27 protein-coding genes are annotated in these 24,192 nt (G+C 68.1%); 4 read left to right on the top strand and 23 right to left on the bottom strand.

Annotated features, from left to right (window positions below):
- Positions 1 to 366 precede the first annotated feature (366 nt).
- Together AN936_RS01080 and AN936_RS01075 are read left to right on the top strand one after the other, a co-directional pair.
- A complete protein-coding gene (locus AN936_RS01080; protein WP_420496826.1) occupies positions 367 to 2,178 on the top strand; it encodes an ABC transporter transmembrane domain-containing protein in 1,812 nt (603 codons plus the stop codon).
- Positions 2,179 to 2,216: 38 nt separating this feature from the next.
- Positions 2,217 to 2,753 (top strand): DUF1993 domain-containing protein, encoded by a 537-nt coding sequence (locus AN936_RS01075; protein ID WP_054586527.1) that lies wholly within the window; start codon positions 2,217 to 2,219, stop codon positions 2,751 to 2,753.
- Positions 2,754 to 2,798: 45 nt separating this feature from the next.
- Here the strand turns inward: AN936_RS01075 and AN936_RS01070 are convergent, their stop codons facing one another.
- The 12 genes from AN936_RS01070 to AN936_RS01020 form a co-directional block, all read right to left on the bottom strand.
- Positions 2,799 to 3,236 carry an ExbD/TolR family protein gene (locus AN936_RS01070; protein ID WP_054586526.1) on the bottom strand — a complete coding sequence of 146 codons (438 nt, stop codon included), beginning with the start codon at positions 3,234 to 3,236 and terminating at the stop codon, positions 2,799 to 2,801.
- Between the two features lie 264 nt (positions 3,237 to 3,500).
- Entirely contained in the window at positions 3,501 to 4,610 is a 1,110-nt protein-coding gene (locus tag AN936_RS01065; RefSeq protein WP_054586525.1) for an OmpA family protein, read from the bottom strand.
- Positions 4,611 to 4,739: 129 nt separating this feature from the next.
- On the bottom strand, positions 4,740 to 5,183 hold the full coding sequence (locus AN936_RS01060) for a DUF2793 domain-containing protein (protein WP_054586524.1): 444 nt from the start codon (positions 5,181 to 5,183) through the stop codon (positions 4,740 to 4,742).
- Between the two features lie 12 nt (positions 5,184 to 5,195).
- Positions 5,196 to 5,882, bottom strand: a complete 687-nt coding sequence (locus AN936_RS25355; RefSeq protein WP_234715702.1) for a hypothetical protein — start codon at positions 5,880 to 5,882, stop codon at positions 5,196 to 5,198.
- Positions 5,831 to 7,369 carry a phage tail protein gene (locus tag AN936_RS01055; RefSeq protein ID WP_234715701.1) on the bottom strand — a complete coding sequence of 513 codons (1,539 nt, stop codon included), beginning with the start codon at positions 7,367 to 7,369 and terminating at the stop codon, positions 5,831 to 5,833. Before AN936_RS01055 ends, AN936_RS25355 begins: the two co-directional genes overlap by 52 nt.
- A gap of 115 nt (positions 7,370 to 7,484) precedes the next feature.
- Positions 7,485 to 7,889 (bottom strand): hypothetical protein, encoded by a 405-nt coding sequence (locus AN936_RS01050; protein WP_054586523.1) that lies wholly within the window; start codon positions 7,887 to 7,889, stop codon positions 7,485 to 7,487.
- Positions 7,882 to 8,706, bottom strand: coding sequence for a DUF2163 domain-containing protein (locus AN936_RS01045; protein ID WP_054586522.1), 825 nt, complete (start codon positions 8,704 to 8,706; stop codon positions 7,882 to 7,884). Before AN936_RS01045 ends, AN936_RS01050 begins: the two co-directional genes overlap by 8 nt.
- Positions 8,700 to 11,033, bottom strand: a complete 2,334-nt coding sequence (locus AN936_RS01040) for a DUF2460 domain-containing protein (protein ID WP_054586521.1) — start codon at positions 11,031 to 11,033, stop codon at positions 8,700 to 8,702. The genes AN936_RS01045 and AN936_RS01040 overlap by 7 nt, the downstream gene beginning before the upstream one ends.
- A complete protein-coding gene (locus AN936_RS01035) occupies positions 11,033 to 11,608 on the bottom strand; it encodes a hypothetical protein (RefSeq protein WP_054586520.1) in 576 nt (191 codons plus the stop codon). The genes AN936_RS01040 and AN936_RS01035 overlap by 1 nt, the downstream gene beginning before the upstream one ends.
- Positions 11,601 to 11,804: a phage tail assembly chaperone gene (locus AN936_RS01030; protein ID WP_054586519.1), complete on the bottom strand. Its 204-nt coding sequence runs from the start codon at positions 11,802 to 11,804 to the stop codon at positions 11,601 to 11,603. Before AN936_RS01030 ends, AN936_RS01035 begins: the two co-directional genes overlap by 8 nt.
- A 1-nt stretch (position 11,805) precedes the next feature.
- A complete protein-coding gene (locus AN936_RS01025) occupies positions 11,806 to 12,120 on the bottom strand; it encodes a gene transfer agent family protein (protein ID WP_054586518.1) in 315 nt (104 codons plus the stop codon).
- An 8-nt stretch (positions 12,121 to 12,128) separates the two neighbouring features.
- The gene (locus AN936_RS01020) at positions 12,129 to 12,536 is read right to left on the bottom strand and encodes a phage major tail protein, TP901-1 family (protein ID WP_054586517.1); all 408 of its coding nucleotides are present in this window, start codon (positions 12,534 to 12,536) and stop codon (positions 12,129 to 12,131) included.
- A gap of 47 nt (positions 12,537 to 12,583) precedes the next feature.
- Here AN936_RS01020 and AN936_RS01015 point away from each other — a divergent pair, with 47 nt between their 5' ends.
- Positions 12,584 to 12,919, top strand: a complete 336-nt coding sequence (locus tag AN936_RS01015) for a hypothetical protein (protein WP_054586516.1) — start codon at positions 12,584 to 12,586, stop codon at positions 12,917 to 12,919.
- 3 nt (positions 12,920 to 12,922) lie between these two features.
- On the opposite strand, the gene gp17 is transcribed toward AN936_RS01015, so the two are convergent.
- The 11 genes from gp17 to AN936_RS00965 all read right to left on the bottom strand — a co-directional run bounded on the left by gp17 (position 12,923) and on the right by AN936_RS00965 (position 21,636).
- A complete protein-coding gene (gene gp17, locus AN936_RS01010; protein WP_054586515.1) occupies positions 12,923 to 13,315 on the bottom strand; it encodes a tail completion protein gp17 in 393 nt (130 codons plus the stop codon).
- Positions 13,312 to 13,857, bottom strand: a complete 546-nt coding sequence (locus tag AN936_RS01005) for a head-tail connector protein (protein WP_054586514.1) — start codon at positions 13,855 to 13,857, stop codon at positions 13,312 to 13,314. Before AN936_RS01005 ends, gp17 begins: the two co-directional genes overlap by 4 nt.
- Positions 13,857 to 14,138, bottom strand: a complete 282-nt coding sequence (locus tag AN936_RS01000; RefSeq protein WP_054586513.1) for a hypothetical protein — start codon at positions 14,136 to 14,138, stop codon at positions 13,857 to 13,859. The genes AN936_RS01005 and AN936_RS01000 overlap by 1 nt, the downstream gene beginning before the upstream one ends.
- A gap of 16 nt (positions 14,139 to 14,154) precedes the next feature.
- Positions 14,155 to 14,319, bottom strand: a complete 165-nt coding sequence (locus tag AN936_RS24960; RefSeq protein ID WP_158500029.1) for a hypothetical protein — start codon at positions 14,317 to 14,319, stop codon at positions 14,155 to 14,157.
- Entirely contained in the window at positions 14,316 to 15,647 is a 1,332-nt protein-coding gene (locus tag AN936_RS00995; protein WP_149037567.1) for a tail fiber domain-containing protein, read from the bottom strand. The genes AN936_RS24960 and AN936_RS00995 overlap by 4 nt, the downstream gene beginning before the upstream one ends.
- Positions 15,648 to 15,925: 278 nt before the next feature.
- On the bottom strand, positions 15,926 to 17,065 hold the full coding sequence (locus AN936_RS00990) for a phage major capsid protein (RefSeq protein ID WP_084758094.1): 1,140 nt from the start codon (positions 17,063 to 17,065) through the stop codon (positions 15,926 to 15,928).
- Between the two features lie 107 nt (positions 17,066 to 17,172).
- Positions 17,173 to 17,664 carry an HK97 family phage prohead protease gene (locus AN936_RS00985; RefSeq protein ID WP_054586511.1) on the bottom strand — a complete coding sequence of 164 codons (492 nt, stop codon included), beginning with the start codon at positions 17,662 to 17,664 and terminating at the stop codon, positions 17,173 to 17,175.
- Entirely contained in the window at positions 17,661 to 17,969 is a 309-nt protein-coding gene (locus AN936_RS00980; protein ID WP_054586510.1) for a DUF6127 family protein, read from the bottom strand. Before AN936_RS00980 ends, AN936_RS00985 begins: the two co-directional genes overlap by 4 nt.
- Before the next feature lie 98 nt (positions 17,970 to 18,067).
- On the bottom strand, positions 18,068 to 19,174 hold the full coding sequence (locus tag AN936_RS00975; protein WP_054586509.1) for a phage portal protein: 1,107 nt from the start codon (positions 19,172 to 19,174) through the stop codon (positions 18,068 to 18,070).
- Positions 19,175 to 19,789: 615 nt separating this feature from the next.
- Complete coding sequence (locus tag AN936_RS00970) at positions 19,790 to 21,124, bottom strand: DNA-packaging protein (RefSeq protein WP_054586508.1); 1,335 nt, start codon at positions 21,122 to 21,124, stop codon at positions 19,790 to 19,792.
- 2 nt (positions 21,125 to 21,126) lie between these two features.
- Positions 21,127 to 21,636, bottom strand: coding sequence for a hypothetical protein (locus AN936_RS00965; RefSeq protein WP_054586507.1), 510 nt, complete (start codon positions 21,634 to 21,636; stop codon positions 21,127 to 21,129).
- 413 nt (positions 21,637 to 22,049) lie between these two features.
- Here AN936_RS00965 and AN936_RS00960 point away from each other — a divergent pair, with 413 nt between their 5' ends.
- On the top strand, positions 22,050 to 24,191 hold the full coding sequence (locus tag AN936_RS00960) for an alpha/beta hydrolase family protein (RefSeq protein ID WP_054586506.1): 2,142 nt from the start codon (positions 22,050 to 22,052) through the stop codon (positions 24,189 to 24,191).
- Position 24,192 lies beyond the last annotated feature (1 nt).

Here is a 24,192-nt window from a genome sequence, read left to right as displayed (position 1 = left end):
AGATGTTCGTTCCTTGCGCAGCCCCGGCGCTCTCTGGCGGGCGCCGTTTGTTAGGCCAGTCTAGGCTATCCATTTCATTGTGCAATGCATCAAAATCATTTGCAGGCGAGGATTGCTCCTATCATGCCCACGGCGCGTCCTGCGCCTTCGGTGCGATTCTGTCCCGCATTGCGAGCAACCGGCGGATCCTTGCGACTTCAGGATTTGCGTCCCTGCCGACCCCGGCGGTCGGTGGTGCCGGCTCAGCCGGACAACCGCTGATGGGCGGGGGAGCGGGCGATCATCGCGCTCCCCTTCAAAGCGCTTGAAGCGGCGCATCATTCTGCGGCGTTGAGCGCGGCCGCCACCGCTGCTAGGGCGTGCGCAATGGCGACATCATCAGACCAGCCCGCCCCGCCCGTTCCGGGCGAAATGCAGGACAAGCGCCCGCGCAAGCTCGGCAGCCTGCGCATGGTCTGGCACTATGCCAGCCGTTACCCGTTACAGCTCCTGATCGCGGTGATCGCGCTCGGCGTCGCCGCCATCGCGACGCTGGCGATCCCGTATCAGTTCAAGGAAATGATCGACAGCGGCTTCGTCGCCGGCGGCGGCGATGTCAGCCCGCATTTCCGCTTCTTCTATGTCATCGTGCTGCTGCTCGCGATCGCCACCGCGCTGCGCTTCTATTTCGTCAGCTGGCTCGGTGAACGCACCGTCGCCGACATCCGCCGGGGAGTACAGCAGAATCTGCTCCGCCTAGCACCGGGCTTTTTCGAGGAAAACCGTCCGTCGGAAATCGCCTCGCGCATGACGTCGGACACCTCGATCATCGAACAGACCGTCGGCACCACCGTCTCGGTTGCGCTCCGCAACGTCGTGATGGGGATCGGCGGCATCGCCTATCTCTTCTCGCTCTCGCCAAAGCTGACCGGCGGCATCTTGCTCGGCATCCCGGTGATCATCATGCCGATCGTACTGCTCGGGCGAAAGCTCCAGAATGTCTCGCGGTCGAGCCAGGATCGCGTCGCCGACATCGGCGCGACCACCGCCGAACAGCTCGGCGCGATGAAGATCGTCCAGGCGTTCGGCCAGCAGGACCGCGAGGCGACGCGCTTCGCCACCGCGGTCGAGGCGAATTTCGCGACCGCCAAGCGCCGCATCCGCCTGCGCGCGACGATGACCGCGATCGTCATCGGACTGCTGTTCGGCGCGATCACCACCCTGCTCTGGTACGGCGCCGTGGGCGTTGCCGAAGGCACGATCACCGGCGGCACGATCGCCGCCTTCGTCCTCACCGGCGGCCTTGTTGCCGGCGCGTTCGGCGCGCTGACCGAAGTCTATGGCGACCTGCTCCGCGCCGCGGGCGCCGCCGAGCGGCTCAGCGAATTGTTGAATGCCGAACCCAGCATCGCCGCGCCCGCGAAGCCGCAGCGCTTTCCCGATCCGATGATCGGCACGCTCGAATATAGGAATGTCGAATTCCATTATCCGACGCGCCCCGACGCCCCGGCGCTGCATGGTTTCAGCCTCGCGATCCATCCGCGCGAGACGGTAGCGATCGTCGGTCCGTCCGGCGCCGGCAAGTCGACGCTCTTCCAGCTGGCCGAGCGCTTCTACGATCCGCAGGGGGGCGAGGTGCTGCTCGACGGTGTGCCGCTGGTCGATGCCGACCCCGCCGACATCCGCGCCCGCATCGCGATGGTCCCGCAGGAAACGGTGATCTTCGCTGCGTCGGCGCGCGACAATCTGCGCTACGGCAATTGGGCCGCGACCGACGAGGAACTGTGGGATGCCGCGCGCGCCGCCAATGCCGAGGAGTTCCTCCGCAAGCTGCCGCAGGGTCTCGATACCTTCATGGGCGAAGGCGGCGCGCGGCTGTCGGGCGGCCAGCGCCAGCGGGTGGCGATCGCCCGCGCGCTGCTCCGCCGTGCGCCGCTCCTGCTGCTCGACGAAGCGACCTCGGCACTCGACGCCGAATCCGAAAAGCTCGTGCAGGATGCGCTCGAAACGCTGATGCACGACCGCACGACAATCGTCATCGCGCACCGGCTCGCGACCGTTCGCGCCGCCGATCGTATCGTCGTGATGGACGACGGGCGCATCGTCGAGGAAGGCCGCCACGACGATCTCGTCGCCGCCGACGGCCTCTATGCCCGCCTTGCCCGGCTGCAGTTCCAGGACAATCTGGCCGCCGCCTAGAACCGACCTGCCGCCACCCTTCAAAGGACCGCCTTGCCATGCTCTACGACCTTACCGTCCCCGCCTATATCAACGGATTGAAGGCTCTGTCGGGCCAGCTCGGCAAGGCGCTGGCATGGGGCCGCGACAATGATATCGGCGAGCTGCAATTCATCGCCGCACGCCTCGCGCCCGACATGTTCCCGCTCGCCTCGCAAGTGCGCTTTTCGTGCGGACAGGCGATCCAGGCGGCGACGCGGCTCGGCGCGGGCGGCGCTCCCCTACTCGACGAGGACGCCACCGACTTCGCGGGCTTGCAGGCACAGATCGCTGCGACGCTGGCATGGCTCGAAACCATCGACCGCGCGGCGCTCGATGGCGATCCCGACCGTGCAGTCGGCTTCGATCTGCCGAACGGCATGGCGTTCGACATGACCGCCGCCACTTACGTGCGCGACTGGGCCCAGCCGCAATATTACTTCCACCTTGTCGCCGCCTACGGCATCCTTCGCCACATGGGCGTGCCGCTCGGCAAGGCCGACTATGTCAGTTATATGATGGCCTATCTGCGCCCCGGAACTGCCCCCGCCGGCTGACGGATCGGCTTCCCGCCGCCGCGGCGGCGGCGGGGTAATATCGGATCAGATCAGCTCACGATATTGGTCGATCCCCGGAAAGGCGATCTTGCTGCCGCCATTGCGACGGATCGCCCCGATCGCCTCATCGACGCGAAGATAGCGGGCTCGTGCATCGGGCGCGAACAGGATCGTCGCCGGCTCGGGGCGCTCGGCCGCCTGCTTCACCAACGCGCTCAGCTCCGCCAGGTCGACAGCCTCGTCGTTCCAGCGAATGACGTCGGCGGTATCGATCGTCACGCTATTCTTGTCCCCGACCGGAATTCCGCGCCCGTCGGTGGGCAGCATCACATCGACGCTGTGCGTCGGCGGCGGGATGGTGATGATGAACATCACGAGCATTACCAGCATCACGTCGATCAGCGGCGTCGTGTTGATATCGGGATCGCCATTGGGATCGGCGCGAAAGATACTGCGATGAAAAGCACTGCGACGTCGGCGCATCGTCTCTCTCCCTCTCGGGCGCGAGGCGGCTCGGCAAGATCGACGCGCGCCAGCCCCGCGCTGCGGATCGGTTCCCTGCATCCATTGCAGGTAATCGGCGACCCGCTTTGTAATGGTATAACATTTTATCGACAGCGCAAATAAAAAGCGCGGCGCCCTCGGTCCTCCACCATACCAAACCGGCGGCGCGCATAAAGAAAGGGCGGCACCTTCCGGTACCGCCCCTCTTTGTCTTCCAGTCCCTGTCGGGAGCGGAAACCGGTCTTACATGCCCGAGTTCGGACCGTAAGTGATTTCCACGCGACGGTTCTGGTCGTTGCGGACGCCGTCGGCGGTCGCAACGGCCGGACGGGTTTCGCCGAACGCCTGAGCGCTGATCGAGCTGTCCGAGATACCGCGTGCGGTCAGGTAGCTGCGAACCGCCGTGTTGCGGCGTTCCGACAGACCGACGTTGTACTTGGCCGAACCCGAACGGTCGGCGTGACCGGCGAGCATGACCTGCGTACCCGTGCAGCCCTGGTTGTAGGCGCTGATCGCGTTGTCGAGCGTCGAAGCCGCTTCCGGCGTGATGTTCGACTGATCCCAGTCGAAGTACACGATGTACGGTCCGGGCGCACACACCACCGGCGGCGGCGGGGGCGGCGGGGGCGGCGGGGGAGGCGGCGGCGGCGGCGGCGGCGGGGGTGCCGGCTCCGGAGCCGGTTCAGCGCCACCGAAGTTGAAGGTCAGCGTGCCGAGCAGCGAGTGCGAACGGAAACGCGTCGAAACGTCGCGGCCAAGCTGGTCGACCAGGTCGACACCGTTGACGTTGAAGAAACGATACTTCAGGCCGGCGTCGATGTTGCGGGTCAGCGGCGCGCGAACGCCGGCGATTGCCTGCCATGCGAAGCCGGTGTCCGAATCGTCGAGGAAGTTACCGGCGAAAACCGGCTCGACCGAAACGCGAGCCACACCGGCACCACCGCCGATGAAGCCCTGGATGCCGTCATCGTCGCCGAAGTCGAGCATACCATTGACCATGAAGCTCAGGGCATTCGAGTCACCGTTCAGCGGAGTGCTGCCGGTGAAGGAGCCACCGGGCACCCCGTTGGGGATCCCGACGGTGAAGGTACCGGCCTTGATATCGGCTTCGCGATAGCCGACTTCGACTTCCGCGCGGAAACCGCCGAAGTCATAACCGACAGTGCCTTCGAAGTCGTACCCGGTCCGGTGATCGAGCGTGCCAGCATTTTCGACAGCGCCGATGTCAAGGTCCATGTCCTCGACGATCATAGCACCACCACCGACACCCACATACCAGGAGTTGTCGCGCGCCAGAGCAGGCGACGCCAGGGCAGTGGAGGCCAACGCCACAGCGACGGCAAGCTTCCTCATAGTAATTCCCCTTTCAATTGAGATATACGTCTCGCCAGACGTCCTACCCGCGCCTTTGGTTCCACGCAAGCGAACAAATCACCATTCTGTTGTAAAAAAGTCGCACTTTTGATGCGAGTAAAGGCAAATTCAGCCTGAAATCAGAAGACCATGCGCCTCAAGCAGCAGAATCAGTGCGGCGAGCACGCTACGGGCTTCTGAGTCGATTGTCGACCCGCCCGCCGCGCCCGCGATCGACGGCGGCTCGATCCAGCTTTCGCCGTCGAACCGCAGCGATGCTCCATCGGCAAGACGCGACACCTGCATCGCCGCGCGGGGCAGCACGAATCGCCAGCCGCCCGACGTCCAGATCGCGACCGCATCCTCCTTCCCCGCCCACGCGGCCGTAGCGTCCGGTCCGACCAGCCAGCAGCAACCCTCGACCGGCGTAGCCGGCGGGTCGGCCTGCGGCCCGGCTTCGATCACCGCATGGACCAGCGCGTCGAGCAAGGTCAGCGCCTCATTGTGAGTAACTTCCTTTTGCGCCTGCGCCATCGCCAGCAGGGGCAAGGAAAAGCGAGGGGTTGCGGGCATGGTTTTTTCCTTTCAGGTCAGGGGCAGGATGAGCGGATCCGACACCGCGAAGTCGCCGATCTGGCGAAGTTCGATGTGGCATCCCGAGGGCAGCGCTCCGATAATCGCGGCTTCGAGATGAAGGCTGGCCGACGGCCGCTCCCACGGCCCGAACCCCGGCACCGCGGGAACCAGTTCGGCCCGCCAAGCTTCGCGGCTTTCGCCCGGCGGAATATCGACATGGTCGCGCCAGCCTGGGTCGGCGCGGCTGCGGCGAATCCAGTCGATGTCGACACCGCCCGAACCGTCGGGCCGGATACGCGCATGCACCGGGGCCAGCGGCCGCAACGCCTGCGCCGTGCCGGGCATCTCGATATCTTCGATACCGGTGCCGTTGCGCGGCGCCCACTGGACGATGGCCGCGCCGCTTTCGGCCCAGGCCGCCAGTTCGTCGGGGAGCAGCAGCAAAGCCGGATCGTCGATCATCGCGAAGGGCGCGCCCTCGGCATGCGCATCCGCATGGCTCCCCGCTCGTCCGCGCAGCAGCCGCGACAGGCGCCAGACGCCGGGCGTTACGGCTTCGGCAACGCCGAATTGCAGCAACTCGCCGCCGATCATCGCCCGGTTTGCTCCGCCTAGCAGCCGCGCATCGTCGACCGTCTCGAGCGTCATCGCCGCATTGGCCAGCGTGACGAAGATGGCGTTCGCAAGATCGAACAACTCTGCGCTTCCCGCGGCCAGCGGTTCGGCGAGCGCGCCGAGCGCCGCCGCCGGACGCAGCGCGCCGGCGGGCACCGGCTCGGCCCCGGGTATCGGCACGACCCAGCAGTCGGCGCCGCGCCGCCGTCGTTGCTGCCCGCTCCCGCGACCACAAGCCGCGGCGCCTGCGCGGCAGCTATGCTAAGGCTGGGCAAGTCGAACACATGCACGGTGCCGGTCGCATCGGCCCAGTCGGGCTGGACCACCGGCGCACCCGGATCGGCCGCCACGGAACCGCCGGTCAGCGGCTGGTATCGCCGGAGCTCTATTCGCACCTCGTTCGAACGCACCGACCGGCTCGCCACGCGCCAGCCGCTTTCATCGATCAGGGTGACGACGCCGCCGACCGGCAGCGCCAGCGCGCCAAGGTCGGCCTGCCAGACGACCGTTTCGCGGCCATCGGTCGCCGCCGCCGCAAGCTGCTGCGCAAGCGCGCGCGCCGATCCGGCGGCGAGCACGGCGGGCAGATCGATCCGCTCCTCGCGAACCCCGCCGCCGGCAACCGCGCTCGCCTGCTGGCCGAGCTGGTAGTCGCGCTCGGGCTCGTAATGGCGCAGCCGTATCGTGCCGGGCAGCGACGACAGCGCCGCGCGGTTTTGCTCGACCCGGTCGCCCGGCGTCTCGGCGCGCCGCGTTTCGCGGAAACCGGCGAGCGCGACCGGGGCTGCGCCGATGCCTGCGGGGGCGAGATGCCATCCGCCCGGATCGCTTACCAGCCGCATGGCGTCGGCTTCGAACAGCGGCGCCAGCGCATCGCGCGCCCGGTCACCCGACGCAGCATAGCCCGCGAACGCCCAGCCACCGCTGCAAAGCCCCGCCTCGCCGAGTAGGATGTCGCCGACCATACCCGCGTCGATCGGCCCGGCATCGGCCTCGACCTCAAAGGTCAGCGACGGGATGCGATTGCCGAAGCTCGCCAGTTCCAGTTCCGCGAACACCGCATAGGCGGTGCCGCGAAACGCGCTCGCCGACGCCATTCCCACCGCCGACGCGATCAGCGGGTCGGCCGCCTGATCCTCGCTTCCAGAATACCAGCGAAAGGTGCAGCGTTCCTTGAACGTCCCGCTCGATCCGCGCAGCAGATTGCCGTCGGCCCAGATCCGCCGGATCGCGCGGATCGGCCGCGACGACAGCGCCACCGCGAGCGAGACCGAATAGCTATATTCGGTCACCGACGGCCGCCCCTTGCCGCCGCCGCTCTTCGTCCGCCGCTCGATCAGGTCGGTCGCCCAGATCACGCTGCCCGCGACGCGCATCGTCCCGAACAGTTGCGGGATTTGCTGGCCATAGGTCGACGCTTGCACCTTGAGGTCGGCCAGCCGCGGGCCTTCGCGCCCCTTCGGTTTGAAGATCGCGGCATCGACCTGCTGGCCGATCGTCGCGCCGATCGCCGCCCCCACCGGCCCGCCAACGAGTCCGCCGACCACGGTCAGCACCAAAGTCGCCATGATATGCTCCCATAATCAGAGCTGTGTCCCCGCGCAGGCGGGGCCCCATCTCCGGCCGGCTCCAGATAGCGCCGACCGGAGATGGGCTCCCGCCTTCGCGGCAGCACAGAATTTTTCAATCGGGGCGCAGCCGCCAGCGGTCTACGTCTCCCCATCCACCTACCGGCGTTTCCACCACCCGCCGCAGCCCCGCATGCGCATGCACCAGCCGATCGGCGCCGATCAGCCCCAGGTGGAATTGCCCCGCATCGAGCGCGATCAGCGCCACATCGCCATCGCAGACCGCGCCGCCGACCGGCGCGAAACCCGCTGCGGCCAACCCCGCCTCGACCTGCGCCCGCGACCAGCCGCGCAGCGGATAATCGCACGGCCGGACAAGCAGCCGCCCCGCCGCGGCATAGGCCGTCCACACCAGTCCGACGCAATCCAGCCCCATCCGCGCGTCGCAACCTTGCGGCCGGAACCGCACGCCCACCATCGTCCGCGCCGCGGCGAAGGCGCGTCGCCCCGGATCATCCACCGGGATATCGCGTCAGCAGGTCATTACCGGGAAGGTGCGCTTCGCCGCGAAAATTAACCGAATTGGCAAAGCGGGTCCGGCACGTCGAAAGCTGCTTGTCGCACCCTTCGGTCAGCCGCACCCGGGCCGGGAGCGCCACGGCCAAAGGCGGCGCCTCGGCGAGATGCAGCACCGCGCCCTCGGCACCGATCACCGGGCTCGCCAGTCCGCAATTCGCCCCCTCGAGCCACAGCAATTCGCCGAACGCCATCACGCCCGCCACCGCGCTGTCGAGCGTTACCGTCCGCCCCGCGACCGCGATCACTCTCTGCCTGTGCGTCAGCGGCGCCAGATCGACGCGGCACGCCCGGTCGCCCAGGTTCGCGCGGCAACTCGGCGAGGTTGCCGGGCACACCGGCCGGTCGAGCATCCGCGTCACGCCTTGCAATTCGGCGCCAAAGGCCGCGCCGCGCCGCTCGATCGCGCCCAGCGATCCCCGCGCAACCGTGATCGGCGCCGCATCGGGCGCAGTCCAGTCGGTCACGAACAGCACGAGCGCGGCGCCGTCCCAGCGCCCCGCATCGAGATCGCGCGCCGCGATCGCCTCGCTCGCGATGGCGCCTTCGAGATCCATCGTCGTGGCATCGAGGCTGTCGCTCGACTCGATCGCCGACGGCTTCATCCCCGGCGCCGCGCGATAGACGATCCCGTCGATCACCAGGTCGCGGTCGTGCGAGGTCAGCCCGATCACCACCCCGTCGCGGCGCGCCAGCCGCCAGCACCACGCCAGCGTCACCAGCTCTGCGCGCAGCCAGTCGGGCGCCGCCGCGATCACCATGGCGCCCGCACCTCGACCAGCGGCACATTCGCGATCTCGCCCGCAAGGAACGTCGCGCGGCTCACCTCCAGCCGGTCCTCGGCAAAGCGCACCGGCACGTCGAACAGGAAACCCGCACGCACCGCAACGCCGTCCGCCGGTGCGGCATCGAGCAGCACTTCGCCGCTGCCGGTCACGGCAAAGGCCGCGGTCTCGATCCCGTCGACCGACACCCGCACGCTCCCCGCGACCGGCAGGCGGATCGCGCGCGTCTGTACCGCATCGTCGCTGCCATAATATTTGACCAGCGCGAACTGCCGCCGGCTGCCGTCGCCGGTCCCCAGCCACTGGTCGATCGCCGTCGGCATGCCGCCGTTCGCCGCCGAGCTGCCATCGAACGGGTCGCGAAAGCGGAACGCGCGCGCCGCGCCGCGCCGGGCGCGGAAGAAATCGGTCAGGGTCCGCACATCGGCTTCCGAGCGCACCCCCGGCCCTGCGTCGTAGCGCATCCGCGCCTCGGCCCATTCGCTCGCACGCTGCTCGTGCCCCGACGGCGAACTCACGATCTGCGTCGAAAATTCGGTCACCACCAGCGCCTCGCGCCCGATCGCCAGCGGGAAATCCACCGCATCAAAAGCCTGCACCTCGCCCTCCCCGTCGCCTTGTCCGTCGAATGTCACGAAACCGTCGCGCGCCACCTGCGGCAGCGCCCAGACGAAGGTCTGCGCCACCCCGGCACGCCGCGCCGCATCGGCGGCGTCCGCAATCGGTCCCCACTGCGCCCGCTGCTCGGGCAGCAGGACAAAGCCTGAAAAATAATGCTGTTCCTCAATCGGATAGCCGAGTCGCGCGACCATCACCGCGCGCGCGCCTGCCGTCTCGCCCCCGCGCCCGGCGGTGACCCAGTCATAATCCTCGAGCTGCAGCACATCGAACGCCGGCGCCGCCCAGTCCGTCGGCACATTGGCGCGTCGCACCTCGGGCGCCTCGCCATCGAGCACCGTCGGCAGGAAGACGAGCAAATGGCTCACCAGCCCCGCCGCGCCCGCCTCGTCGCGCGCCGCCGCAACGAGCGCGCCGGTCGACGCCGCCAGCAGAACGCCCAGCGCGTCGAGCATCGCGAATTGCCCCGCATCGAGGGCTCCGCGCACATCGGGGATCGCGACGCTCGCGCTGCCCAGCGCTGCCGTCGTCGCGGCGTCATAGGCGCAAAGCCGCCCTTCGCTCGCGGTCCACCACCAGGGTTCGCCGACCTGGAATTTCAGCGGCAACTCCGCCGCCGCGCCGATCGCAACGAACGCCCGTGCGACGAGTTGCAGATAGCCCATCGCGGCGGCATTGGCGGGCGACAGCAAGGTCGACGGCGGCTCCCAGCCGGTCAGCGCCGGCGATCCGTCGGCCGTCCGCTGCTTCCAGTCCTCCCGGCAATAGGCATCGAAATATTCGTACGACAGCGACCAGATGAGCCCCAGCCCCGCCGCCTTGCATGCGCTCGCATAACCCGCGTGCCACGCCGCGCACGGTCCGTTGAGCACCCCGCCCGCCAGGCTTGCGTAAAAACCGCCGCTCGCCGCCTCGAGCCGCATATAATGGCTCATCCCGACATAATGGACGACGTCGCCGCGATAGCCGAGCCCGACGATCTGCCGCACCACCCGCGCCGGGGTCAGGTTATAGCTGTCGTCATAGCCGCCCGCGATGCCGAGGGCGTGTTCGGGCATCACGACATCGCCGATCGCCAGCACCGATCCCGACCCCGCACAGGCGATCTCGCTCATCTCGGCCCAGCCCTCGACCGGCGCCGCGAGCACGCCGTCGCTCGCGTCGTAATCCGGCGGCACCAGCGAGATGAACATCCGGTCGATGTCGCCCGCCCACACCGGGTCCGCCTCGGCCGGTAACAGGAACCCGCCGTCGAGATCGTCGAAATCGAGGCTGACCAGCGCATCCTCGGCTGTCCCCGTCGCATAGTTCCACAGCCGCACATACCAGGCGCGCGGGCTCCCCGCCGCGTCGCGCCCCTCGATGGTCAGCGTCGGCCCGTGCAGCGCGTCGAGCGGCTTGATCCCGCCCGACCGCCAACGAAACTTCAACTGCGTGTGCCGGAAGTCGCGCTTCGTCTCATAGGCAAGCAGCGGATGGTTCCAGCGGTCCTCGGCCTCCCAGATCAGCCCGGCCAGATCCTGCTTGCGATAAAACACCGTCTCGACGCGCAGCGCCCGCGGCGCATCGCTCGTCACGCTCGCCATCATCGGCCGCGCGAAATCGACCGTCCAAAAGCGCGGGTCGAAGCGCTTGAGCCAGCCCTTCCTGTGATGCGGCTCGGCCGCCACCAGCGCCCAGCCCATCAGTCGTCGCCCTGCGCGACCGCGCGCCGCACCGCGCGCGCCAGTTGCCGCCCGGTCTGCGCCAGCCGCTGCGGCTCGCTCCCCGCATCGCCGCGCACATTCACCGTGATCGCGATATTGCGCACCCCGCCCGTGCCCGGCGCCTCGATCCGCCCGCTCGCGGTCGGCACGAACAGCTCGGGCCCGCGCTCGCCGACCATATAGGCGCGCCCCGCGCTCACCGGTCCGCCCGTCGCGCGTCCCGGCGCCCCGAACAGCGCCATCGCGATCGAGGTTCCGAGCGACAGCAATCCGCCGCCGCCGCCCGACCCGCCGCCCATCGCCGCACCGATGCCGTTCGAAATCGCGACCCGCGCAACGTCGGCCATCACCGACAGCACCAGCCGTTTCAGATCCTCGAACCCCAACTTGCCGGTGCGGATCGCGCGCGACAGCGCGCCTTCGATCGCGCGCCCGGCCTGATCCGCCCCGGCGACAAGCGGCCCGTCGAGTTCGGCGCGCATCGCCGCGATGTCGCGGCGGAAAAGACCGGTGTCGGCGCGCACCGCGACCACCAGTTCGTCGATCTCATCCATCGGGAAATGCCTCCATCATCGCCGCCAGCGCGGCACGGCCCAGCCCCGGTACCGCATCCTCGTCGGCCCACCCCGCCAGCACCGCGCGGACATCGGCGGGCGTCGCCGCCCAGAACTCGTCCGGCCGCCAGCCGCCGACCCGCGCCATCACCCCCGCGAGCGCCAGCGCGGCGGAGCCCAGCCATTCGTCCTGCACCTCACCGCCCCTGCAATATCTGCCCCAGCAGCACGCGCAGCGCCGGGGTCACCGCCGCCAGCCCCTGCGCGACGACCGCCTCGCCGACCCGCTCGCGCGTCAGCGCCTCGGGCCGGTCGCGCACGCAATGCCAGAACAGCGACGCCAGCTCAGCCAATGCGAGCTTGCCGTCGGCGGCCCGCTCGACCAGCGCGAACAGCGGTCCGAGCTCGTCTTCGGCCGCCACCAGCGCGGCAAAGCTCGGGCGCAGCACATGCACCGTGTCGCCGACCCGCAGTTCGGCCTCGCCGCGCAACGGGTTCGCCCCTTGCGACATTGGGGCGCTCACAGGCTCACCACCGGCCCGCTCGATTCCAGGCTCAGCGTATAATTGCGCTCGCCGTTGTAATCGCCGGCATAGTCGAGCCGCGTGACGAGAAAGCGGCCCTGCATCCGTTCGCCGCTTTCAAAGCTCAGCTCATAATCGTCGATTGCGCCCGACAGCGCATGGCCGCGCAGCCGTACCTCGGCCGCCGACCCGGTAAAGATTCCCGCCGCGCTCACCGAAACCGATCGCACCCCGGCGCCCGCCAGCAGCTCGCGCCAGCCGCCTGAATCCTTGGTCGTGACGTTCACCGCCTCGCCGTTCACCGAAAGCTGCGTCGTGCGCAGACCCGCGACGGTGCCATAGGCGGGCGGCACCCCGCCATCGCCGATCTTGAGCAGAAAAGCGCTCCCATTTTCAATTGCCATCGTCTAATCTCCTCACAGAAAAATCACTGCAAACGGGGAGTCGCAGGATGCTTTTCACGACATTGCTTCTGGCCGCCATGGCGCCGTCGCCGACCGCCGCGGTCGACACGACGCGCGTCGCTTTCACCAAATGTCTGAACACGGCGATGAAGAAGGGGCTCGACGACAAGATCACCGCCGCCGAGTTCGAAATGGCGGTCAAGTCGGTGTGCGAAACCGAACGCGCCGCCTTTCGCACCGCGGTGATCGCGCTCAACCGTTCGGGCGGCGATTCGGAGGCCGATGCCGCCGAAAATGCCGACATGCAGGTCGACGATTACCACGCGAACTTCGTCGACAAGTTCAAGGACTATTCGGAAAACAACTCGCGCCCCGGCGACTGATGCTCACGCCGCGAGGCAGCGGCAACGCACCACCACTTCGTGCCGCCAGCCGCCGTCGCGGGCAAAGCTGAAGCGCGTCCGGATCGCGCGCGCGCCGACGACGGCCCAATCGCCGGCCGCCCCGCGCAACGATGCGACGACCGCCTCGATCCGCCCTGCCGCGCGATCGTCGAGCGCGCTGCCCGCACCGGCGAGCAGCAGCGTCAGCCGCACCTCGCGCCCGGCGCGATCCTTGGTGCCCCAGTCGCTCCCCTCGGCCGCTGCGACCGACACATAGGGCGCGCTCGCGCGCGGCGGTGTCCCGTCGAAGATGCCGTGCACCAATCCCGCGAGTTCCGCGTCGGCGGACAGCAAGTCCAGCGCCCGCGCCCGAACCGCCTGCTCGGCGCCGCTCATCGGCCGCTCCCCAGCCCGACCCGCCGCCACGGCTGCCACAGCGCCGCGATCATCGCCGGCGGCGCGCCGGTTTCGCCGTCGCGCGCCGCGTGGAGATGCTGCATCATGCGCAATATGCCATGGCGGATCGCCTCGGGAACGGCGTTGACGTCGGCCGCCATACCCGCGCGATAACGGACACGCACCCGGTCGCCGTCGCGCGTCCCCGCGATCGACAGCCAGCCGGTCCCATCGGGTGACAGGCTGAGGCTCCGGCCCGCTTCGGCGACCTCGCTTTCGCCGCCCGCCGCGAGGAGCAAGGTCACGGCCTCGACCGCGACCACCGGCCGCACCGACAGGCGGATCTTGCCGCCGGCGACGGCGATGACCTCCTCGGCTTCGCGGATCACCAGCCACTGGCCGACAAAGCTTTCGCAGATGTTCGCTGCGGCGCGGATCAGTCCCGCGACCACCGCATCGTCGGTGCTCGCGCCCAGCCGCAGCCAGCCGCGTGCTTCGTCGAGGCTCACCGGGGCCTCGCCCGGTACCAGGCTCGTCGTCATCACCGTTCCTCCACCCGCACGGTCAGCGACCGCTCGTCGATCTGCCCGTCGCTCATCGTCACCCGGTTGCTCACGCGATAGACGTGGCCGGCAATTCCGCCGGTCAGCGTCGCAACCGATTTCAGCAGATCGTGGCTCGCCGCGGCGACCGCGACCCCGTCAGGCTCGTCGGGCACGCAGGTCCATGCGCTCGCCAGCACCGCCTGCCCGTCGGGATAGGCGGCACCCCATTCGAACTCGAAATCGATCCGCGCCCCCGGATCCTTCACCACCATCGTCATGTCCGCTCCTTTCTCGTCAGGGTTTGCGAACCACCACCACCCGCCGCGCCACGCCGCAGGGCTGAAGGTGGCGGGCGGGCGGGCGCGCTGCGTCGGGCGCGGCGCCGCCCCATTCGCCCGGCAGATCGCGCCGCCCGGCATCGCCGATCGCCTGCGCCGACGGCGGCTTTCCCGCCGTCACGCCGCTGCCTCCAGCGCCGCGATCCGCGCCTCCTGCCCGGCGATCAGGAACAGCGCGAGCTGGTCGGGGCGGATGCCGAAGCGCATCTGCGTCCCGCCATCCGCATCCCATTCGTCCCAGCAAAGAAAGGCATAGGGGGTCGCGCCCGGCCGGCCGTCGGCGCCGATCGGATCGACCAGTCCTTCGTCGGCCATGATCGCCCAGACCGCCTGCGCGCGCAGTCCGAAATGATGGCGCGCACCGGCCGCCCCCTTCTCGGCAATCGCGTCGTTCCACTGGAAGAACCCCAGTTCGGCCGCGATCCGCCGCGCCGCGTGCAATTCGGCCGCGGTAGCGCCGCCGCGCCATGTCTTGTCGCGCATATCCGATGTGTTGATCGTCCCCGTCCCGGCATAAACGACCGACCAGCGGAACGATGCCGACCCCAGCGTCTGGCCGTTGTCGGCGCCCGGTTGCAATGTACCCGCCGCCAGCAGCCGCAAGCGCTCGGTCGATCCCGCCACAAACGTAAAACCGCCCGCACTCGTGCCGGTCGATGCGAGCTGGACCAGATTGGCCGTCGGGTCGGCGGCAATCGTCAAATAATGGGAATCATTGCCGGCGACGTTCGTCGTCTGGAACCGCGCGATCACCTGCATCGCATCTGAATCCGATGAACGCACCAGCAGACGCGTGTTGGCCGCGGCGGTCGATCCGATGCCGAAATCGCCGTTCGCGGCGACCCGGACGCGCTCGACCCCGCCGGTCGCCACCCCCAATATGTCGGTGCCCGCGCGGAACAGGCCGGTCGCCGGGCTCGACCCGAAACTGATCGCGGGCGCTGCCGCCGTGCCGCTGGAACAGGAGAGCACCCCACCGACGACATAGGCCCCGACGGCATTTTTATATGTCAGCGCGGCGAGCGGAAGATTGACCCAGCCGCCGCTCCGCCGCACCGTCACCAGATCGTCCGCCAGTCCGGACGCAACGGCATCGTGCCCCGTCGACAGCGGCTGTTTAGCGGCGACCGATACGCCGAGCGCCGCGCCTGCCGCATCGGTCGCGGCGAACCACCCCGCCCCGACGGTCAGCGCCAGCGTTTTCAGCCCGGGCGCAAAGTCGACGAGCGCGCCGCCGTTCGACGACGCCGCGACCGTATCGCGGACCAGCCGACCGCTCGTGTCGATCCGGCCGAGCCCGGCCTCCCACTGGCCTTCGTGGACGACCCCCGCGATGGCATAGTGAAACGGCGTGTCGATCGGTACGTTGCCGGCAAAGCGGCGATGCCCGGGCACCGCGCCGGTCGGCGTCAGCGGCCCGGTCCCGCCCTCCTGGCACAGCTCGCGCACCAGATCGGCGAAAAAAAAGGGTCGGCATGGCAGCGCCATCCTTTCCGATATAATTTCAGGAGAAGCCTGCGCCGGGCTTTCGTTCAGGGTGAGCCGAAAATGACGGATTTTCGGAAGCCGGAGCGCAGCGTGCTTCTGCACGTGAGCACCGGAAGTGCGAAAAGTCGTTATTTGCAGGCCGCCCTGGACGGAAGATCAGTGCAGGCTGGTTGACGCCCGGCCCTGACCCGAAAGGGAAGGGAACCCAAGGCCGGGCGCCCATCGCGCACCAGCGCTGCTTAGCTGGCGGCGAACTTCAGCAATTTGATGGCCTGCGAATCGATGATCGCACCGCCCACCCTTTTGGTTGCATAGAAATGCACAAAAGGCTTGTTGCTGAATGGGTCGCGCAGGATGCGCGTCTCGCCGCGGTCGGCGATCAGATATCCGGCGGCGAAGTTGCCGAAGGCGACCGACAGGCTGTTCGCACCGACATCGGGCATGTCCTCGGCCTCGACCACCGGATAGCCGAGCAGCGTCGCCGCCTGCCCCTCGACCATCCCCGGCTGCCACACGAAAGCGCCGTCGCTGGTCTTGAACTTGCGGATACGCGACAGCGTGTCCGAATTCATCACCCAGCACGCCCCTTGCCGGTACGGCGCCTTCAGCGAATGGACCAGCTCGACGAGCTTGTCCTGCGGGTTCGATGCCGGAAAGGCGCCCGCCGTCCCCGTCGCGAGATACTGCAGCGACCCGAAAGCGCGCACGCTGTCGATCTCGTTCGTCGCCGTATAGGTCAGGAAGCCCTTCGGCCGGTTCGTGCCGTTGCCGTTCACGAACGCGCTACCCTCGGCCACCGCGAACTCGCGGCCGAGCTCGTCGGCCAGCCAGTCCTCGACGTCGAACATCGCATCGTCGAGCATTGCCTGGCTCGCCGCCGGATTGGCGTAAAGCTCGCCCGACGGCGGCGCGATCTCGGCAAAGCTGCGCGTCGCGGTCTCGGGCCGCGCCGCGGTCTCGCCGACCCAGCCGGCGCCCATCGATCCCGTCGCGACCAGCTTGCGATAGCCGCTCGTCCCCGTCTGCACGACCGTCGCGATCGACCGGATCGGCGACAGCGCCTTCAGCGTCGCGGCGATCGAGCCGTCGATCTCGCGCGGCACCGCATAGCCGCCCTCGCCGCCGCTCGCCCCCGACAGGCTTTTCATCTCGACGCCCGCATCGATACCGCGGCGTAGATAGCGCTCGACGAACGCGTCACGCGCCGGATCGGCCGCCTTGGCGCCGTCGAGCGGCAACCGCGACGCCGCCACCGCCTGGGCATCGACCTGTGCTTTCAGCGCCGCGACCGACGCTTTCAGATCATCGACCGCCTCGGCCGCCAGCACCGCATCGAACGCCCCCTCGAGCGCGTCTGCCTTCACTTCCATATCGTCCATGCTTGTCACTCCTTCCAAAAGATCCTCCCTGTGGCGCAGCCATGGGGAGGGGGACCGCCGCGAAGCGGTGGTGGAGGGGCCGCGATCTCGCGCCATCCGCCCCTCCGTCAGCCCTTCGGGCTGCCACCTCCCCACGCCTTCGGCGCAGGGAGGATCGATCCGCCCTCCACCGCAATCACTCGCGCCAGCGGCTGCATCGGCGCCGCCACCAGGCTCACCTCCGCAAGGTCGAGCGCCAGCAGCTCGCGCGGGCCCTCCCCGCGCGCCGCGCGCACCCGATAGCCAAAGCTGAGCCCGGTCAACGCACCGCGTTCGACGAGCTTCGCCGCCGTCGGATGCGTCACCCGCGCCACGACGCGTAAGCCCCGCGCATCCTCCGCCAACGTCTCGATCGTGCCGACCACCGCCCCCGGCCGGTGCTGCCAGAGCAGCGGCACCGGGCGCCCCTCGCGCAAACTCGCCGCAAAGGCCCCGGCGCGCACAATGTCTCCGCCGCGATCGACGCGGTCGAACACCGACGCATAGCCCGCGAACCGTATCTCCCCCTCCCGCTTGCGGGAGGGGGCCGGGGGGAGGGCCTGTTCCGCTCCCGAACTCACTTCAGCAGCCCCGGCAGTCCCAGCTTCATCGCCAGCCCGACGACCAGCAGCGCCAGCATCCCGCGCACCGCCCAGTCGACCGCCGCCGCCCAGGCGCTCTTCTTCGCGTCGCGCCACGCGCCGAGCAGTTGCCTGAGGTCGCTCACATCGTCGCGCGCCGCCTCGTCGGCGAGGCCAAGCCTTGCCAATGCCCGCCGCGCCCCCAGCTCGCTCGCTTCCTCGACCACCGCACGCAACAGCGCCGCATCGGGCGCACTCGTCCCCGCCAGCGCGATCAACCGCGCCAGCGCCTCTTCCTCATCCATGCCGATGTCCTCAAATCGTCGTCCCAGCGAAAGCTGGGACCGCTATCGTTGTGGCACGCCGCCAGCGATCCCAGCTTTCGCTGGGATGACGAGGGTGGCTAACCCACCCCGAGCAGCGCCTTCTTCTCGTCTGCGGTCAGCCAGTCCGCCGCCGACACCTCGCGCCACAGCGCCATCCGGTCCTCGACGAGCGCCGGCACCCGGTCGAGGTCGACGCGCAGCCCGGCGCCGTCGAACCACTCCGCCAGCCCCTGCGAAATCGCCCCCAATATCTTCGTGCAGAGCGGCAGGACGGTCAGCCGCCACAGCGCGCGGCTGGCCTCGCGATAATTGGCATAGGTCGCATCGCCGGGCAGCCCGAGCAGCATCGGCGGCACCCCGAACGCCATCGCAATCTCGCGCGCGCTCGAATCCTTCAGCGCCAGGAAATCCATCTCTGCCGGCGACAGCGACAGCGCCTGCCACTTCAGCCCGCCCTCGAGCAGCAGCGGCCGCCCCGCATTCGCCCCGCCCGCGAAGCTCTCGGCCAGCTCCTCGCGCAGCCGGTCGACCTGCTCGGCCGACAACGGCATGCCCTTGTCGCCCGGATCGTGCACCAGCGCCCCCGACGGCCGCGCCGCATTCTCGAGCAGCGCCGCATTCCACTTCGCCGCGGCATTATGCGCCGCTATCGCGCCAGATGCTGCACCGAGGCACCCCGCGCCATAATGATCGTCGAGCGGATGCAGCGCCTTCACATGCACCACCGCGGTCCGCCCCGCGCCGTCCTCGGCGGGCAGCACCGCGGCGCTGCCGCCCGCCTTGTAACGATAGGCGACCGGCCATCCGCGCGCGTCGGCCTCGACCGTCACCCGCTCGGGCCGGAGCGCGAACAGCTCGGCCGGCGCCCCCGCGCCGTCGGTCAAAATCTGCACATAGCCATTGCCGTGCAGCAGCAGTTGCGACGCCAACGTCTCGACAAGCCCCTGCCCGCCCGACGTCGCGGAAACGAGCGCCAGCAGCGCCGGATCGTCCGCCTCGACCGGCGCCGACCCCGCCGCCTCGGCGACCAGCCGCACCGCGCGCTGGACGATCGCGTTGGACAAATAACCCTCCCACACCTGCGCCTCCCACGTCAGCGGCGCCGGCGCACTCCAGCTCCCATACACCCGCGACAAAGCAGGCCGCGCAGGCCCCTGCGCGGCCTTGCGGCCAAACCAGTTCATGATGTTCTCCTAAATGCACCCCGGCGAAAGCCGGGGCCCAGTGCGTCAAGACGCCGCCCTATTCTCCGTTCGTGTCGAGCGAAGTCGAGACACCGCGAAGGCAAACGCTATGCCGATGGGCATCTCGACTTCGCTCGATGCGAACGGATTGGTTATTCACGCACAATTCACAGCCAGCGAGACCAACGGGTGGAAATGGCCCATGTTCATGGTTGGCTATTTGTTCCTGCTCGCTTATCCAGATTGTCGGTAGTCGTCCTACCAACCTTTTTGACCGGAACCGCGGCCTCTGAACGGCGCGGAGGCACGAGGCCTTCCGGAGCGTGGGCTCAATCCCATCTTCAAAAAGGAGACAGCTTATGAAGCGCGTATTCGTACGAGCATATAAGCGCTGGCGCCTTGGCCGGGTCGAGCAGGTGACTGCTCATACCCGGCGTTGGCCTAACCAGTATTCGTTCGACTTCTAGGCGGAGCAGAACGGGTAGGACGGCTACCACCCTTGCGAGTTTCGCCGTGCGAAACTTTCGCACAGGCGGACCACAGCTCGCAAGAAAATTATCCCGTCAGGATAATCTGTTCTCGAAGCATCCGACCTTGTAGTTGCCAACCCACCGTTCAAACCCGCCGCACCCCCGGCCCCCGCCCCTTCTTCAACCCCTCGAGCAAAGCCGCCAGCGCCCACACGCACGCATCGGCCCTGTCGGGCGACCGCCCCGGCCCGGCATAGCCGCCGCCCACCTGCAACCCGCAAAGCTCGTCTTCCAGCGCCGCGAACGCCCCCGCATGCACCACCCGCCCGCGCTCATAAGCGATCGCGACCGGCTCGGCGCGGCGCGCCTTGCCGACGCTCGCATGCACCGGCACCACCGGCAGCGTGCAGTCGGCCTGGCGCAATGTGCTCTCGACCATCTCGCCCCCCATATTGCTTTCGGCGACGATCCGGTCGGCGCCCCAGCGCGCCGCCGCAGCCGTCACCGCCTGCGCCCACACGCCCGGCGGCGGCGTCGCGACGCTCGCATCCTCGACGACCGCGAGCCGCCCGTCGCGGAGCTCAACCGCCACCACGATCCCGCACGCATCGCCGTTCGCCGTCGCCGGCGGATCGACGCCGATCACGACGCGTACCGGCTTGCCGACGTCCCCGGCGCCGATCCGGCACCGCTCGATTAGCGCGCGCGTCCACAGCGCCCCCTCGACATCCTCCAGCAACTCACCGTCGAGTTCCTGCCGCCCCAGCCGCGTCCCGCCATAGCTCGCCAGCATCGCCTCGACGAAGTTCGAGGGCAGATAGGGATTGTCATTCGTACCGCCGCGCGTCTCCTCATAGCCCGGTAAATCCATGATCCGCCGCATCAGTGAGGTCGGCTTCGGCGTCGTCGTGATCAGCACGCGCGGGCGGTCTCCCAGCCGCAAGCCCATTATCAGATTGTCCCACGCCGCGTCGCCATGCGGCCATTTCGCAAGCTCGTCACACCATGCGACATGATGCTCCGGCCCGCGCAAATTTTCTGCCGCCGCCGCCGAATAGAGCGTCGCCACCGCCCCGCTGCTGAAATGCAGTTCACGCAATCCCTCGCGCCAGCGCGGCTCCTCATCCGAGCGGGCCACCGCGAGCAAACCGCTCGGCCCCTCGACCATCACCCGCCGCCCGTCGGCGTCATTCGCCGCCACCAGCGCGATCCGGGCGTCGGGCAGCATCCGCGCCCATTCGCTGACCCATTCGGCCCCGGCGCGCGTCTTGCCGAATCCCCGCCCGGCGCGGATCATCCAGATCCGCCAGTCGCCCGGCGGCTCGCATTGTCCCGCCTGCGCCCAGCCCTGCCAGCGTTCGATCAGCTCGCGCCGGTATTTGAGCGGCAGATCGCGCATCAAACGCCGTAATTGTCCCGGCGTCAGTGTGCATAGCAGGTCCAGGATGTCGCCGACGACGTCGCGCGTTGCCTGCGCCATTGCTACAACTGATCCCAGCCGCGCTGACGGCGCAGGATCGCAATCCGTTTCATAACCTCTTCGTCGGTTTCCTCGGCCGTCGGCATCTTTCCCTTGCCGGGGCGAAGACTGCGCAGCTTTCCGCCGCGAACGCTTCCCTCGTGCCGCCCCAGGACGCGAAGCGCCTGATCCATCGACATCGGCGCGATGACCCTATCTTCTCCGCCGTCTTCGCCCGCATCCGGACGCCGGCCTTCGACAACCGCCAGGGCCGCATTGAGCAACCCCATCTCCAGCCGCTGATACCCGTCATCGAGTGCGCCTTGCCACGCCGCTGCGAACACCGGGTCGCGTTGGCGGATCTTGTAGAAGGTCGAGAACGCAACCCCGACACGCTTGGCCGACAGGGTTACGTTGCAGGTCTCGCTCAGATGCCGAATGAATGCGTCCCGCTTGCGCTCGGAAATCTCGCGGCGCGACCGCTGCTTTTTCTTCAGCAGGCTATCCCTGCCGCGGCCCACCACCTCGTCCATCGCCCTACCTCCAGACGCGATCGGGCCGGAACAACCTCCCGCATCGGAAGGCCGCCGGCCCGACTCGCAATTCTTCATGATGTGATCCTTGTGCCATAACAGCGTGACGATGTCAATATAAAATAACCTATCTGGTTATAACATAGCAAAAGACGGATATCCGTCCGCCATGTGGCGGAACCAAATGCCGGCCCCCCAGCAAGCCAATGGCGGGAGCATGCACAGCATTAGAGCCCGGGAAGCGCCGTTCGTCCCGGCGCATCCTCTAGCCGGGCCCGCAAGGCATCGGGCGCTTTCTCCATCGCAAGAAGATCGCTTCGGTCGCAAAATCCGTCCGCCGCCCCACGTGGTTGACGCCCACCACGGGATAGTTACACCTAAAACCACCGACCGGAAAAAGGGGCATTCACCGCATGCGTAAACTCGCCTTCCTCGGCGCGAGCCTTCTGGCCCTCGCCGCCCAGCCCGTCCTCGCGCAGGAAGTTTCTGTTCGGGAACCCGCGGCGGCGGCGCCCGAAGCTGCTCCCACTTCGGCCGCGGCGATGGGCAGCGCCCGCACCGCCCCCGAACGACGTCTGACCGGCGCCGACCTCTTCGACCTCGCGATTGCGTCCGATCCGCAAATCAGTCCCGACGGCCAGCACATTGCCTATGTCCGCCGCCAGAACGACATCATGACCGATCGTGCCGTCAGCTCTATCTGGCTGATCGATACCGCAACCGGGGAGCAAACCCCGCTTGGCACGAGCGACGACAGCACCTCCTCGCCCCGCTGGTCGCCGGACGGGAAGCGTCTCGCCTATGTTTCGACCGTCGGCGGCAGTGCCCAGCTTTGGGTGCACTGGCTAAACGGCGGCGCCGCCGTGCGCCTCACCGGCCTTCCGACGTCGCCCTCTTCGCTCGCCTGGTCGCCCGACGGCCGCAGCATCGCCTATACGATGCTCGTCAAGGATGAGGGGACCAGCTTCGGCAACGCGCCAAAGAACAAGCCCGAAGGCGCGAAATGGGCAGAGTCGCTCGAAGTGCACGACCTGCTTGCCTATCGCGCCGACGGCGAAGGCTATCTCAAACCCGGATTCGAAAAAATCTTCACGGTTCCTGCAACCGGCGGCGCGCCGCGGCAGCTGACGTTCGGCCCCTACCACGACACCGGACCTTTAAGCTGGTCGCGCGACGGCCGGACGATCTTTTTCGCGGCGAACCGCAAGCCCGAATGGGAACGCGACCCCGTCGAAAGCGAAATTCATGCGCTCGACATCGCAAGCGGCGCGGTCGCCACGCTGACCGATCGCAATGGACCCGACGCCAATCCGCTCGTCTCGCCCGACGGCAGCAAAATCGCCTATCTCGGTTTCGACGACCGGATGAGCGCCTATGAGAATAACCAGCTTTATGTAATGAACCGCGACGGCTCCGGCCAGCGCAGCCTGACCGCTAACTGGGATTACAGCGTCGACGCCATTCGCTGGGCCGCCGACGGCAAATCGCTCTATGCGCAATATGACGATCATGGCGAAACCTACGTCGCGCGCATCGGCCTTGACGGGGCGGTCCGCACCGTCGCCTCTGGCCTCTCTGGCGGGGGCATGGACCGGCCCTATACCGGCGGCAGCTTCACCGTGTCGGAGGGCGGTGCGATCGCCTTCACCGGCGGCACCGCGGTACGCCCTGCCGAGGTTCAGATCAGCAGGGGCGGATCGGCGCGCATCCTGACCGACCTCAATCGCAGCTTGCGCGAGGTGAAATCGCTTGGCGAAGTGCGCAAGATCACCACCGCTTCCAGCCACGACGGCAAGACGATCGAGGGCTGGCTGACGCTGCCACCCGGGTATCGCGAGGGTCAGCGGGTGCCGCTGATTCTCGAAATTCACGGCGGCCCCTTTACCGCCTACGGCCCTCATTTCTCGACCGATAACCAGTTGTACGCCGCCGCCGGCTACGCTGTCCTCTCGCCCAACCCGCGCGGTTCGACCAGCTATGGCGCGGCCTTCGCGAAGGAAATCGACAAAGCCTATCCGGGGAATGATTATTTCGACCTGATCAGCATCGTCGATCGTGCGATAGCGCTCGGTATCGCCGATCCTGACGCACTGTTCGTCACCGGCGGCTCGGGCGGCGGGGTCCTGACCAGCTGGATCGTCGGCAAGACCGACCGGTTCAAGGCGGCGGTCACGCAAAAGCCGGTCATCAACTGGACGACGCAGGCGCTGACCGCCGATGGCCCGGGCTTCTTCGGTCCCTATTGGCTCGGCGCCGAACCGTGGGAGAAACCGGACCTCTTCTGGGCCCGCTCGCCGCTTTCGCTCGTCGGCAATGTCAAAACGCCGACATTGGTGATCGTTGGGGCAGAGGATTATCGTACCCCGGTCAGCGAATCCGAACAATATTACACCGCGCTCCGCCTCCGGGGGGTACCGACCGCGCTGATCAAGGTGCCCGGCGCCAGCCACGGCAGTATTGCCGCGCGCCCCTCGCAAGCGGCAGCAAAGGCTTCCGCGATCCTCGCGTGGTTCGAAAAATACCGGAAAGGCTGGACGCCGCCGCCACAGCCATGAC

The organism is Sphingopyxis macrogoltabida, assembly GCF_001307295.1.
Lineage (GTDB): Bacteria > Pseudomonadota > Alphaproteobacteria > Sphingomonadales > Sphingomonadaceae > Sphingopyxis > Sphingopyxis macrogoltabida_B.
This window is presented reverse-complemented; position numbering and strand designations above follow the sequence as displayed.